This is a genomic window from Pseudomonas agarici (assembly GCF_900109755.1).
Taxonomy (GTDB): Bacteria; Pseudomonadota; Gammaproteobacteria; order Pseudomonadales; family Pseudomonadaceae; genus Aquipseudomonas; species Aquipseudomonas agarici.
On the sequence record NZ_FOAR01000007.1, the window covers coordinates 94,425 to 107,251 of the forward strand.

The window sequence follows — 12,827 nt, forward strand, 5'->3', positions numbered from 1 at the left end:
ACTCCATCCAGACAAGTACTCGTGCCGCGCCGGGGCGGCATGCGGGGTTCAGGTGTTCAAGTGCCAGTGGCGTGCCAGGCTTTGTTGCCGCCACAGGTGGCTATAGAGACCGCCCAGAGCCAGTAGCTCGGTGTGGCGTCCACGCTCGACAATGCGTCCACAGTCCATCACCAGGATCTGGTCGGCGTGCTGGATGCTGTGCAGGCGGTGCGCGATTACCAGCACCGTGCGTTCCCGTACCAGTACATCGAGGCCCTGTTGGATAGCGGCTGCCGAGGACGGGTCGACGCTGGAGGTGGCTTCATCAAGGAGCAGGATCGGGCTGTTCTTGAGCAGGGCGCGGGCTATCGACAGGCGCTGGCGTTCGCCGCCGGACAGCCAGCCGCCGCCTTCGCCGATGCGCGTGGCGTAGCCTTCGGGCAACGCCTGGATAAAATCGTGGGCTTGCGCCAGGCGTGCGGCCTCGATCACCTCGGCTTCGCTGGCGTCGAGGTTGCCCACCCGCAGGTTGTCCAGGACGCTGCCACAGAACAGTGTGACGTCCTGGAACACCATGGAAATATGTTCCTGCACCCGTGCGCTGCCGATCTCGCGCACGTCGATGCCGCCGATACGCAGTTGGCCGCTGTCGACATCCCAGAGGCGCGCTACCAGGTGGGCCAGGGTGCTTTTACCGGCGCCGCTGGGACCGACCAGCGCAGTGAACGATCCGGCGGGCAGGTGGCAAGACAGGCTGTCGAGCACGCGATTTTCGCGTGTCGGATAACGGAAGCTGACATTTTGCAATTGAATGTCGAAAGCTTTAGGCCGACGCGGGATGGCCGGTTCAGGCAGGGGCGCCTGGCTCAACAACTGTGCGGTACGAGACAATGCCAGGTGGCCGAAACGCAGTAGCAGGGTGGCGAAACCCAGGTCAAGGGCCTGGCGATACAGCGGTAGGGCCAGTACGTAAAACAGCAACAGGTCCGCCAGCCCCTGGCGCCCCTGCTCGATCAGTAGGCAACCGAGCAATACCGTGAAGATATAACCGGCCTCGATCACCAGCCCGAACAGTGCAATCCAGGGCGCCGGCTTGAGTTCGATGGCAATCATTGTCCGATGCTGCGCGTCCAGTACTTTGTTCAAACGCTGCAGGGCGCTGCCAAAACGGCCAAAGCTGCGAATCACCGCGATACCCTGCAGGTAATCCTGCAGCGCTGCCTGGGTCCGGTTGTTGCTCGCCAGCATGCGCTCGGCGTGGCGCATGGCCTTGCGGATTGCAACCCACATTGCCAGCCCCGCGAGGGGCAGGGTCAGCAATACCCATGCGGCCAGCAGCGGTTGCAACCAGAACAGAAAAACCATCAGGCCAGCCAGTTGCGCCAGGGACAACGCAAACACCCCAAGAAAGTGCGACCAGAGGTTTTCCACCAGTTCCAGGTCGCTGGTGACCTGTGCGCTGATTTCACCGCTGTTGGCCTGGCCGAACCAACCCAACGGCAGGCGCTGCAAATGGTCGATCAGGCGCAGGCGGGCAGTGGCCATCATGGCGTAGGCACCGGTAAAAACCAGCGGAGTGCCGAGTGCGCCGACCACAATTCGTGCCGCCAGGCAGGCGATCATCGCCAGGGCCAACACCAGGATGCCGTGATAGTCGGCGCGACCGTGGAACAGGTTGTCCAGCAACATATACAGCAACGGGTAGAGCGCCGCGCTCAGCAGTCCTTCGAGGGCCGTCAGGCGCAGGCCTTGGCTCAGGCGAACGTCACGTTCGCCAGCCAGACGCTCGCCGGCACGCATCAATGGACCGATCATGCCGGTACTCCGGAGACGTTGAGATGCCAGTGGCGAATGCGCGTGTGGTCCTGCCAGAGCTGTTGGTAAAGCGGGCAGGTGTCGAGCAGTTGCGCATGACGGCCAATACCGCGTACTTGCCCTTGATCGAGCACCACGATGCTGTCTGCCGCAGTCACGGTATGCAGGCGGTGGGCAATCATTAACACGGTGCGGCCCCGGCAGAGATTGGCCAGGGCTTGCTGGATCAGGACTTCGCTATCGCTGTCGGCATAGGCGGTGGCTTCGTCGAGAATCAGCACCGGTGCGTCCTTGAGCAGGGCACGGGCAATTGACAGGCGTTGGCGTTCTCCCCCGGACAACTGCGCGCCACGCTCACCGATGGGTGTCAGGTAGCCCTGGGGCAAGCGTTGGATAAAATCATGGGCACACGCGGCGTGTGCGGCGGCGTGAACCGTGGCCAGGTTGGCTTCGGGGCGTGCCAGGCGCAGATTGTCGAGTACGCTGCCATCGAACAGATGGACCTGCTGAAAGACCGTCGCCACCTGTTCCAGTAAGGCGTCCAGCGGCCAGTCCCGCAGGTCGGTGCCGCCCAGTGTGATATGGCCGCTGTCGGCGTCGAACAAGCGGCAGACCAATTGGGCCACGGTGCTTTTGCCTGAGCCACTGGGGCCAACCAGCGCGGTCAACTGGCCGGATTGGGCGGTGAAGCTGACACCGTCCAGTGCCTGGCGCTCGCCATAGGCATGACGAACATCTTGCACACACAGATGCAACGGCGCTTCGGGGACGTGCGCGGTGGGGCTGTTTTCCAAGGCAGGGCATTGCAACACCCGGTTGATGCGGGCCAGGGCGGCGTTGCGTTGGATCAATTCGCCCTGAATGTAGGTCAGGCGCAGCAGGGGCATCAATACGGCGGGAGCCAGCAATAAAAACAGCAGGAGGGTGTCCAGGCTGATCTGCCCCTTGAGCAGCAGCAGGGCACCCAAGGGCGCGACGACGATCAGGTTAGCGCTCAGCAGGCCGGAAAACACCACCCAGAACAGTGAGCTTTTACGTGCGAAGCCGGCTACCCAGGCAGCTGCCTCATGGATGTCGCGGCTCAGGGTGCCAAAGCGCAGACTGGTCAGGCCGAAGCTCTTGACCACCTGGATGCCCCGCAGGTACTCGCTGAAACTGCGGGAAATGCGCTGTTGCAGAAGGTGCCATTGCGCCATGCGTGCCGTGGCGCCTTTGATCATGAGTGTCTGCGCCAACAGGGCCAGCGGCAGCGGGGCGATACAGGCCAGCGCCAAGCGCCAGTCGATGGCCGCGAGCACGATCAACGTCAGTGGCGGGGTGACGAGCGCGGACACCGCATCGGGCAGCAAATGCGCAAAAAAGCTTTCCAGTGCACCCACGTCATCGTTAGCGATACGGCGCAGGTCGGTGCTGTTGTGCCGAGCGAAAAAGCTCAAGGGTACCTCGCCCAAATGTCGGGCGATGCGCCGGCGTAACTGACGCAGCAACTCGAACGCGGCCAAGTGGGCGCACACATGACTGGCACTTATCAACAGCCAGCGCAGCATTACCGCGCCCAGAGCCGCCAGGCCCCAGTGGAGGACAACCGTTGAGTCCGGCTGCGCCGCCAGCAGTTGTCGAGCGATCTGGTAGACGCACCACAACGGCACAATACCGAACAACGTAGAAACCACGGCGCTAGTGATTGCCAGGCCGAACAATCCGCGAGCGAGTGCCAGCAACTTCATGACTGTCAGCGGTTGCCCTGTTGGCATTCTGGCGGCTTTGGTTGGTTTCTTCATCCGGCACTCCGTTGGCTGGTGGCTTGCGTGACGGGCTCGGCACACATCGGTGGCGCAGAATAAAGCGGCGTGATAGCGATTAGGATCACAAAGGGTTTACGATGAGCACAATTAGGTTAATAGTTATTGTTCTCATTAATACTTGGATGTTTCCCCGCGCTACAGTTCTTCTCGTGGCGCGCAGATCCCTCCGACCATTGCCCGTATGATGCGCCCGGCAGCGGGTCTATCTGGAGAAACGTGGATGAATTCAGCAGTGCAACCTCAGCGACTGGTACCCGGTCTTTCCGGCGTTCCGGAGACCATGCTGATGACGGTATGGAACCGTGCCGCATTTGCCCAAGGGGCTGATCCATTGTTGGATGACCCGGTGTTGCTGCAACTGATCGAACGCATCGACTACGACTTTCAGGGCCGCTTCGGCAAGGCCCAGGCGGCCCATGGCATTCGATCGCGGTATGCCGATGACCGCGTGCGGGATTTCCTGTCGCGTTACCCCGACGGCACAGTGGTTGCCCTCGGCGAAGGCCTGGAAACCCAGCTGTGGCGTGTCGATAACGGTCGGGTGAAGTGGTATTCGGTGGATCTGCCTGAAGCGATCGAGACGCGTCGTGCGTTTCTCCCGGCCCATCCGCGCAATACGTTGTTGGCGTGTTCGGCTCTGGATCGGCAATGGCTGGAGGTGGTCAGCCAGCAGACGCGGGGGCCGGTGTTTGTCACCGCCGCCGGGCTGCTGATGTATTTTCAGGCAGCCCAGGTACTGGATTTGTTGCAACGATTGGTGCGACGTCTGGGGCAGGGCGAATTGTTTTTCGACTGTATCCCGCCCTGGTACTCGCGCAAGACCTTGAAGGGACTGGCCATGACGCCGCGCTACCAGGTTCCGCCGATGCCGTTTGGCATCGCCTTGGGCGAGCTCGAATCCTTCGTGCACCAAGTGCCGGGGCTACAGGTGGTGCAAGCCTTGACCTACGGCGAGCCCTGGCCTCGCTATATACGCGCCCTGGCATTACTGTCGCGCATTTGGCCGCTGCGCCAGCGTTTGGCCCCCGCGCTGGTGCATTGCCGTTTCACCCACCATGACTGAGGGACAACCCTATGTCGATTGTTACCACCTTGCGTCCCAGTGCCCCTACGCTGGAGCAGCATAATCAGTACATGCCGGGCATCGTCTGGAGCGAAGTTCACGACGGTGTACGCATTGGGCTGGTGGACGGTTTTCCTGCTCGGGATGTGTGTCGCCAGGTCAATGTGGATCGGCATTTATCTCTGGCGATGATGATCAAGGGCAACGGCCATTTCGTGATGGAAGGCGTGCCTGAGCTGTGTACCTACGATTCGGGTTATTGCTACCTCAGTTGTGCCTGTGAACCGTTCACCGGTATGGACTTTTTTCCGGCCTATCACGACCTGAAACTGGCGATTGTGCATTTCAGCCTGGAGTGGCTGGAGGTCTTCGCACCGTTGATGGCAAGTGGCAAGGGCAGCGGACACTGGTTCTCCCATCCTCAGCGCCAGGCTGGCGTGCTGCGCCTGCGCATGACCGCCGAGGAGCAACGGATTGCCGGGTGTTTTATGGCCGACGGCGTGCCGGACAATCCGCTGCTAGGTCTCAAGGCTCATGCTCGGACCATGGAGTTGCTCTGGGGGCTGGCGCGCCGCCTGACGGCTGAAGGTATTGAACTTGAACCAGCGCCGTTGTCCCTCGATACGCCAGCGCCGCCGCGCATCAACCGGCGCGAGCGGCGCCTGTTGCTGGCGGCGCGTACCTACATTCAAGAGCATTGTCTGGAGCCGCTGACAGTCCCCGAAATCAGTCGCATGGTAGGCATTGGGCACGGTGTGCTCAAGCGCCAGTTCAACGAACTGTTCGGCACCAGCGTCTACAGCTACGTGCTTGATTGTCGGTTGGAGCAGGCCGGCAAACTATTGAGAAGTTCGGATTTGCCGATCAAGGAAGTGGCCTGGCGTTGCGGGTTTTCCCATAGTAGTCACCTCTCGCGCCTGTTTCGCCAGCGTCATGAGATGTCGCCCAAGGAATACCGCCAGGCATAAAAGAAAGGGCCGGTTGGCCCCTTCATGCAGGGCGGCTTCAGAAGGCGATTTTACTGCTGACACCCAGTTCACGCCCTTGACCTGGCTGACTGAACGGGTTACCGGCGGAGAGGTAGGAGTAAGTACGGTAATCCTTGTTTCCCAGGTTGTTGCCATACAGCGCCAGTTCCACGTCGGGCGTGGGTAGCCAGGAAAGCCGTGCATCCACGAGGCTGTAACCCCCCTGGGCAACCTGGTTATCGACATCGAAGTCGTGTTTGCCGGTGTAGCTCAGGCCGACGCTCGGACGCAACTCGCCCAACTGATTGCCGAAGAAGAAACTGCGTTCGGCCGACACGCGCAAAGTGCGGTTGGGCGTGTAAGTCAAATGGTTACCCTGGCGCTCGGAGTCGAGCATGCGGTTGCGGTTGACGGTGCCGGCGAGACGAATCGAGGTGGCGTCGTCGACGCGCCAGTCCAGCGACATCTGTGCGCCTTCGCTGCGGGCTTTGCCAATGTTGGCCAGCGATTGCGTACCGGTGCCGGCGGCCCCGATAAACTGCTGCACGTCATCAATATCGATGCGATACACCGCGGCGTTGAGCCATACGCGTTTGTCCAGCAGGCTCGACTTGACGCCTATTTCGCTGCTCAGGGATTTTTCCGGTGAATAAGCCACGGCACCCGGGGTCATGGCGCCGATCCGATTGTAGCCGCCGGTCTTGAAACCCTGGGTGAGAGAAGCGTAGAGGCGTGTATCAGGCGTGGCCTGAAAGCCCAGGGCGATTTTCGGCGTGGTGCTGGTGAAGGTGTCGTGACCTTTATAGGTGAAGCCTGGGGTGTAGGTGGCGTTGGTTTGTACGTATCGGGTATCGGCCTTTTCCTCACTGTGACGAACGCCCAGGGTCAGGTCCCAACGCGGCGCGAGGTGCCAGGTGAATTCGCCGAACACGGCTTTCTCGGTGTTGTCGATACGACTGTCGGCGGCGCCGTACAGGCCGAACAACGGCGCGCTAGTGTCCGGTTCACGCTGGGAATGGCTGCGACTGTTCTGCCAGTAGAGACCGCCGACAGCATCCCAGGTGTGATCGGCCCCCTGAGTGGCGAGGCGTAGTTCCTGGCTGATGGTGCGCTGGGTTTCCGGCCAGAGGAAACCCAGGTCGCCGAACAGCCGCTCGTGGCGGTAGCTTTGCAGGGCCGTGATAGCGGTCAGCTTTAGCGCGTCGCTCAAGCTCCAGTCCATGGTGGCACTGCTGGTTTCTACCCGCCGTGTGTACTGCGACTCCAATAACGGGACGCTAGCCCGGCGTCTTTCATAGGTGGCATCGGCCAAGTATTGCTCGTTGTAGGAGGTCAGCCGATCACGGGCATAGGCCAGTTTCAGGTTGAAATCCGCGTTCGGGCGATAGGTCAGCGCCAGGTTGCCGCCGCCGTTGTCGCTGTCGCCGTGGTGAGGGCTGCGGGTCAGCTCGCCGTCGACGTCGTCGTGATAGAGCGCGCCCTGGAGAAACAGAGTGTCGTCCACCAGCGGCGTCGAGGCCGTCACGGCGACCTGGCGGTGCAAGTTGCTGATGCGGCTTTGGACCGTTGCGGTCGGGGTGTGGTCGGGTGGGCGTGTGATGATGTTCAGCGCGCCGGCTTGGGCATTGCGGCCATACAGCGTGCCCTGGGGGCCGTTGAGTAATTCGATGTGCTCGATGTTCAGCAGTTGCTGCTGGAACGTGCCCAGGTATTGCGGGACGCCATCGACATAGACACCCACCGGTGCATTGTAGGGATCGGACGAGGAGACACCGCGCAAACTCAGGCTGGGGAACAGCCCTGCGCCGGTATTGCGTACCAGCAACTCGGGAAACACTCGCTCCAGCTCACCGCTGTTGTAGACATTGGCCCGCTGCAAATCGGTCTCGGTGGCAACCGACAAGGCGAGATCGGTCTGGTCCTGCGCCTGTAGCCGTTTGTTGGCGGTCACTTGCAGCTCGGGCAAGGTCAAGGCGTTGTCCGCCAACGCGTAGCGGGTAAGGGCGAACAGGATCGCCAGGCTGGATAGAGCGCGCAGCATGAGAAGGCCTTGGGGTAGATGAAGTGACGCTATCTTCTGGAGATGGCCCTTGCAGTGCGCGTGTGATCGGGGTCATTGTCCGCGTGATCGGAACTATAATTGATAAGTGTTATCATTTGTACTATGTTCCCAAAGAGCAGCTTCTCCATGAGCCTTAATCATTACTGCGCTGACTATGAACTGCCCAAAGTGTTGACCGAGGAAGTGGGGGACGAGCTCGACATCCGCCTGATCGAGTGGCAGGTGGATGAAGACCGCCACCTCGACTCCTCTTGCGAGGCTTCGTTGACGGTGTCCTATCACGCCAACTGTGCTGGCTGGCGGCAGTTTGCCGATACCCCGGCGTTGAGTTGGCGCAAGGACCATTGCTCGCTGTTTCATTCCACCCGTGGGGTCAAGGGCGTGGGCTTCGTGCCTGCCGGCACGCGTTGGCGCGGGGTCAATATCAGTTTCGCCGCCCACCGTCCGGGGCTACTCGAACTGGCTACACAGCTATTCGAATTCACCGGCAATTGGGAAAAGACCAGCACCTCGGATAACGCCGCACGCCTGGCCCAATTCCCGGCGCCCCAGGTGGTACGGCGCATCGGCCAGGAAATGCTCGGTTGCCGACTCCAAGGCGTAGCCCGGGACCTGCTCCTGCGGGGCAAGGCCTATGAAATGCTCGGCCAGCTCACCGCGCATATCCAGGATCTGGAGCACTTTAACGGCGTGAACAGAGGCGGGCGCGATCTGGCACGGGTCGAGCGGGCGCGCGCATTGCTTCAAGCACACCCCGAGCACGACTGGACCATCGAAAGCCTGGCTCAGCGCGTCGAACTCAACACTCGCAAACTCAAACAAGGCTTTCGCCAGCTCTACGACAGCGGCGTTTATGGCTGCCTGCAAAAAATGCGCATCGAACGCGCGGCGCAACTGTTGCGCGAACAAGGTCGCGTGAGCGACGTGGCGGCAGCGGTGGGTTATACCAATGCCAGCCATTTCGCCAAAGTGTTCCGTCGGTACTATGGGGTCAATCCGTTGCATTTCAGTACATCGAATGCTGAGTGTACCGACCTGCCACCGCGACTCACCGCCGGCTGAACCCTGGCGCACAGGGTTGTCCGCCCAGCCAATACTTCGCCCTCCGTTCCTGCGAGCTGTCGCTAGTGGCCTGTGTGGTGAGTTCTATGAGTCAATTTCGGCGCCATAAATCCCTGACTTGCGTTGCTGTTCCTCGCCATAGCCCGGCTATGACTCGTCACAGCGCCTTGGCCATGGACTTATGGCATCCGAGGCCTTTGGCGACGCCACCTCCAACGACCGAGTAGCGGCGGTACGCGGCATGGGCGTTGATTGCCGCTACCGAGATAACCGCCATAGCGGTGAGTCCCTAAACGACTACGAGGACCAGCCGATTATTCACTATTTCGAGTCTTGTTCGTTCGATAGCATCCCTTGCAGGCACCGTGTCATCGACCCAGGCGAGACTTCTGAATCATTCGCCCTCATGCTGCCCCGGCCCTGACTCATCCAAGCACAATAAATTCAAGAAATTGGGGTGAACAATGAATGACTCCAGAATGCGGGTGGGCCGCTTTCGCTGGCTGGTAGCGACTCTGTATTGCCTGGCATACATGGTGGCGGGGGCTGATCGAGCGAATATCGGCGTGGTCCTGCCCTTTATCAAACAAGAATATGTACTGAGCAATACCGACATCGGCGCCATGGCCAGTCTGTTTTATATCACCTACGCCGTTGTCCAGATCCCAGCCGGTTATTACTTCGGTAAAGTCGGCATTCGCACATTGCTCACCGGCTCGCTGATCCTGACATCGCTGGCGACGTTGTTGATCGGTTTCACCCAGAGCGTCCTGCAACTGAAGATGGCCCGAGCGCTGCTGGGCGCGGCCGAAGGTCCGATCGGTATCGGTATTATCGCCATCATCAATCGTTGGTTTCCGGAGCGGGAGAAAGGCTTTGCGACCGGCCTCTATATGTCCGCGATCAAGACAGCCCCGGCGTTCGTGCCACCGCTCTGCGCACTGTTGATCCAGCTATATGGCTGGCGCGAAGTGTTCTACCTCTTCGCCGTTCCGGGATTTTTCATTGCCGCGCTGTGGTACTGGCTGGTCAAGGACGAACCTTCGCAAAGCAAATACTGCTCGCAACGCGAGGTCGAATATATCCAGGAGACCGGCGCAATCCACAGACCTGATGCATCGAGGCCGCGCGATGATAAGGACAGGCGCTGGCTGGACCGCTTCATTCGTTCGCGCGATGTGCCGCTACTGGATAACAATCGCGATATCCTGCTGTCGTGGAACAACTGGGCGTGTACATTTGGCTACTTCCTGATGGTCGGTATCGCCTATTCGATCATGACGTGGGTGCCCACCTACCTGTTGAACGTCAAACACTATTCGATCATGAGCATGGGGTTTGTCGCCTCGGCGCCGTGGGTGGGCGCGATCATCGGTAATTTGCTCGGCGGTTGGCTGTCGGATCGGCTTTTCGACAAGCGGCGCAAACCGGTGATGTTGATGACGGCGGCATCGACGGTGGTGATGATGTACGCCTTGATTCACTCGCCAGCCGACCCCATGCTGCTGGCCTCACTGTTCATGTTGGCGGGTGTTTTGCTGAACCTCGGGTATTCGACTTTTCTGGTCTACCCGATGGGCCTGGCCTCCAAGGAGAAGGTTCCGTTTGCCGCCGCGGTGGTCAATACCGGCGGCTCGCTGGGGGGCGCGTTTGTACCCTTCGTTATCGGGGTCATCCTGGACAGCTACAACTGGGACTATGTGTTCGGTTTCCTCAGCATCTGCTCACTGACCACATTGGCGCTGGTACTGACCATGATCGAGCCTCGGCGTTTTGCCACGGTTGTCAGGACTGTCGAGCATGCGGAGGCAGAGTTGATGTCACAGGGCGGTGGCCGTTTGCATTTAAAGCGCTGATATAAAACCTGCGCCGTTGAACGTCCGACCCAACGTTGAAAGCCGGCTCGGAATGTTCATTTTCCGGCTTTCTGGTCAGCCTCAAGGGTCGAAGTCACGAGTGGATCGCGTGCCTTGGCCAACCACCACAGGGTGGCTGTCCCTAGAAGGGTCGTCAGTATGGCCAGAATCAGGATCACCTGCTGCGTGCCCAAAGGCGTCTAAAGCCCTAACCAATATCCAGCGACCCTTAATCCCATCATAGCTACAAAAAGAAAAATACCTATAAGCATAGGAATTATTAATAACCGCTTATAGCGAGCAGGTAATCTACGCATCTCATCGATGTCGACAATGCCTTTTTTGCGCAGAGATTTGGCACCATCATCACTATCGCAATTACGCCTCCTCGAATTACTTTCCCAAGCAAGCCGCCACCGGACCATGCTTCTCTAATGGTTACTACAGAAGAACAATTTGGAAGCCGACCTTCGATAACCTCAACGTAGTTATGAGCAATTATAGCAATCGCAATCAAATTGACAATCATGGGAACCATTATAAAAATACCCAATAGTCCTATAGAGATACTTGTCATTTTGTAACTGCTCCATAAATATATTCTCCAATTTTTCCACCGACCCACTGACCTCCTTCCCCGCCCACCCATCTGCCAGCGGCACCTCCTATTACAGTGCAGGCCAATGCACCTGGGCCGGTTGTAATTCCTAGCTGTAGGGTATCGCCTGTTTGAGCAGCTCAAAATTATCAAGAAAAAAATCATCAGCTTCCACCTCGTTAGCAAGCAACGCCGTAGGCACCTCGGCAGCCTTTGCCATCAGGAAAGCTTCTTGAGCGGTAGACGACGGGGTTGAAGAGTCCCCCACAATCACCAGTTCACCAGTTCACCAGTTCACCAGTTCACCAGTTCACCAGTTCACCAGTTCACCAGTTCACCAGCAAGAACAACTGAGCCCGAAATGTGGGAGTTGAGAGCAACAAACTTGGCTTTGACATTCTTTGGCAGCGCAAGATTGGCTTTCAGAGAGTCGAAAGTCTGCGTTCTGGAATTGATAAGGGATCGTGCGTCGGGCATGGTCTTGCCTCACGAATACTTTTTATTATTGATGCGGTCCCAACCGCCAGCCACGTTACCGCCTGCGCTGCCATCGACACGTTTCTGCAGGGTGTAAGTGGTTTTAATGCGGCCGTAATTGAGCTGTACGATTTCGATGGGTATGCCCGCGCTGGCGCTTTGTGAGTAGTCGGCGATGATGACTTCCTCGAGTACCACTTCCTAGTATTTGAGCTTGTCAGCGCCGGCGCGGCACAGCACCAGTTTCACTTCCTTGAGGTGCTGGCCCGCGTAACTGGCTTCCATCAGCTTACAGCTGGCACTGTCGAGGTATTTGGTGAAGGTGAAGTTGGTCAGGGTGGTGCGACCGGATGAAGCACCGCCCGAGGAACTAGCGGTGGCAGAGGTGCTTTGGCTAACGCCGAAGTTGTAGCCGGTGATTTCGATCCACTTGCTGTACTTCTCGTCCAGCGCTTCGCCTGGGATGTCTGCTATTTGAATGAAAGCGTCGAACGCCAAATGAACCTCTCCTTGGTAATAAGTGATGCTACCTAGAAATCTTGCGATGAATGGTTGTGACAGCAAATTTTTACGTTAGTTTCAATGGCCGAACAGTGGTTTGAAACGCAACGTCGCTGCTGAAGTGACTTTATTCTGTGGGCCTTGCTGATCCACTTGCGCGTGGAGTGGGTGCTTCCTAGCCGCAGGGAAGTAGTAGATCAGTTTGAACAGCGAAGCTATCGTATTCATCCGGCCATCACGCCTTGCGTGATTAAACCGACCGCCACTTTTGCGGCAGCAACTGAGCTGTTTCGCTCGCCCGGTTCGTGAACTGGAAAACGAGCATTGTCCTGGGGCGCGCTCACCAGCGTGGCCGATGTTTCGACATGCGCTTTGAACGTGCTGCCTTGTATGCCTTTGAACATGGTTTTAGCGTGATCACCAGCTCACTGGGTATTTCCCGTTGGAAAGACATGCAGCAGATCAGCGATAGAAGCAGTCGCAGCGCGCAAAAACATCCTGGCGTCAGCTATTGGGATTACAACTGGCGCAAAGGCGGCGGTTCGGCACGGATGATCGAGATCAGCAAGCGCGAACGTTTCTGTCAGCAAGAGTACTACCGCTGTATCTTGATAAAAAAGCCCGCCTCGGTGCAACCAAGG

General features: G+C 58.8%; 9 protein-coding genes and 4 pseudogenes. 5 read left to right on the forward strand and 8 right to left on the reverse strand.

All coding sequences use genetic code 11. The features are described 5' to 3' along the window. Window positions 1–48 precede the first annotated feature (48 nt). Entirely contained in the window at window positions 49–1,794 is a 1,746-nt protein-coding gene (locus tag BMX68_RS08760; protein ID WP_017133633.1) for an ABC transporter ATP-binding protein, read from the reverse strand. Further along, window positions 1,791–3,575 carry an ABC transporter ATP-binding protein gene (locus tag BMX68_RS08765; RefSeq protein ID WP_017133632.1) on the reverse strand — a complete coding sequence of 595 codons (1,785 nt, stop codon included), beginning with the start codon at window positions 3,573–3,575 and terminating at the stop codon, window positions 1,791–1,793. Before BMX68_RS08765 ends, BMX68_RS08760 begins: the two co-directional genes overlap by 4 nt. A gap of 244 nt (window positions 3,576–3,819) precedes the next feature. Between BMX68_RS08765 and BMX68_RS08770 the strand changes: the two genes are divergently transcribed. Then, the gene (locus BMX68_RS08770) at window positions 3,820–4,662 is read left to right on the forward strand and encodes a class I SAM-dependent methyltransferase (protein WP_017133631.1); all 843 of its coding nucleotides are present in this window, start codon (window positions 3,820–3,822) and stop codon (window positions 4,660–4,662) included. 11 nt (window positions 4,663–4,673) lie between these two features. Continuing rightward, on the forward strand, window positions 4,674–5,630 hold the full coding sequence (locus BMX68_RS08775; RefSeq protein WP_074862041.1) for a helix-turn-helix transcriptional regulator: 957 nt from the start codon (window positions 4,674–4,676) through the stop codon (window positions 5,628–5,630). A 37-nt stretch (window positions 5,631–5,667) separates the two neighbouring features. Here BMX68_RS08775 and BMX68_RS08780 read toward each other — a convergent pair whose 3' ends face one another. Beyond that, entirely contained in the window at window positions 5,668–7,671 is a 2,004-nt protein-coding gene (locus BMX68_RS08780) for a TonB-dependent receptor (RefSeq protein WP_074862044.1), read from the reverse strand. Between the two features lie 147 nt (window positions 7,672–7,818). Between BMX68_RS08780 and BMX68_RS08785 the strand changes: the two genes are divergently transcribed. Further along, entirely contained in the window at window positions 7,819–8,754 is a 936-nt protein-coding gene (locus BMX68_RS08785) for a helix-turn-helix transcriptional regulator (protein ID WP_017133626.1), read from the forward strand. A 464-nt stretch (window positions 8,755–9,218) separates the two neighbouring features. Continuing rightward, the gene (locus BMX68_RS08790; protein WP_039792829.1) at window positions 9,219–10,610 is read left to right on the forward strand and encodes an MFS transporter; all 1,392 of its coding nucleotides are present in this window, start codon (window positions 9,219–9,221) and stop codon (window positions 10,608–10,610) included. A 200-nt stretch (window positions 10,611–10,810) separates the two neighbouring features. On the opposite strand, the pseudogene BMX68_RS26330 reads toward BMX68_RS08790, so the two are convergent. The 5 genes and pseudogenes from BMX68_RS26330 to BMX68_RS25870 all read right to left on the reverse strand — a co-directional run bounded on the left by BMX68_RS26330 (window position 10,811) and on the right by BMX68_RS25870 (window position 12,590). After that, window positions 10,811–11,187: pseudogene (locus BMX68_RS26330) on the reverse strand (hypothetical protein). A gap of 133 nt (window positions 11,188–11,320) precedes the next feature. Further along, window positions 11,321–11,685 (reverse strand): annotated as a pseudogene (locus tag BMX68_RS08800) (hypothetical protein); the annotation flags it as partial. A 9-nt stretch (window positions 11,686–11,694) separates the two neighbouring features. After that, window positions 11,695–12,183 (reverse strand): annotated as a pseudogene (locus BMX68_RS25400) (Hcp family type VI secretion system effector). 81 nt (window positions 12,184–12,264) lie between these two features. Beyond that, complete coding sequence (locus BMX68_RS25865) at window positions 12,265–12,414, reverse strand: hypothetical protein (RefSeq protein WP_017133620.1); 150 nt, start codon at window positions 12,412–12,414, stop codon at window positions 12,265–12,267. Further along, window positions 12,411–12,590, reverse strand: coding sequence for a hypothetical protein (locus BMX68_RS25870; protein WP_017133619.1), 180 nt, complete (start codon window positions 12,588–12,590; stop codon window positions 12,411–12,413). Before BMX68_RS25870 ends, BMX68_RS25865 begins: the two co-directional genes overlap by 4 nt. Here BMX68_RS25870 and BMX68_RS08810 point away from each other — a divergent pair. After that, a pseudogene (locus BMX68_RS08810) lies at window positions 12,552–12,734 on the forward strand (epoxyqueuosine reductase QueH); the annotation flags it as partial. The gene BMX68_RS25870 and the pseudogene BMX68_RS08810 overlap by 39 nt on opposite strands. Window positions 12,735–12,827 lie beyond the last annotated feature (93 nt).

Excerpts from the sequence above, each read along its gene's own strand:
- BMX68_RS08765 (WP_017133632.1), bottom strand. The coding sequence starts at position 3,575 with ATGAAGAAACCAACCAAAGCCGCCAGAATGCCAACAGGGCAACCGCTG.
- BMX68_RS08790 (WP_039792829.1), top strand. The coding sequence starts at position 9,219 with ATGAATGACTCCAGAATGCGGGTGGGCCGCTTTCGCTGGCTGGTAGCG.
- BMX68_RS08780 (WP_074862044.1), bottom strand. The coding sequence starts at position 7,671 with ATGCTGCGCGCTCTATCCAGCCTGGCGATCCTGTTCGCCCTTACCCGC.
- BMX68_RS08760 (WP_017133633.1), bottom strand. The coding sequence starts at position 1,794 with ATGATCGGTCCATTGATGCGTGCCGGCGAGCGTCTGGCTGGCGAACGT.
- BMX68_RS25870 (WP_017133619.1), bottom strand. The coding sequence starts at position 12,590 with ATGTTCAAAGGCATACAAGGCAGCACGTTCAAAGCGCATGTCGAAACA.
- BMX68_RS25865 (WP_017133620.1), bottom strand. The coding sequence starts at position 12,414 with ATGAATACGATAGCTTCGCTGTTCAAACTGATCTACTACTTCCCTGCG.
- BMX68_RS08775 (WP_074862041.1), top strand. The coding sequence starts at position 4,674 with ATGTCGATTGTTACCACCTTGCGTCCCAGTGCCCCTACGCTGGAGCAG.
- BMX68_RS08785 (WP_017133626.1), top strand. The coding sequence starts at position 7,819 with ATGAGCCTTAATCATTACTGCGCTGACTATGAACTGCCCAAAGTGTTG.
- BMX68_RS08770 (WP_017133631.1), top strand. The coding sequence starts at position 3,820 with ATGAATTCAGCAGTGCAACCTCAGCGACTGGTACCCGGTCTTTCCGGC.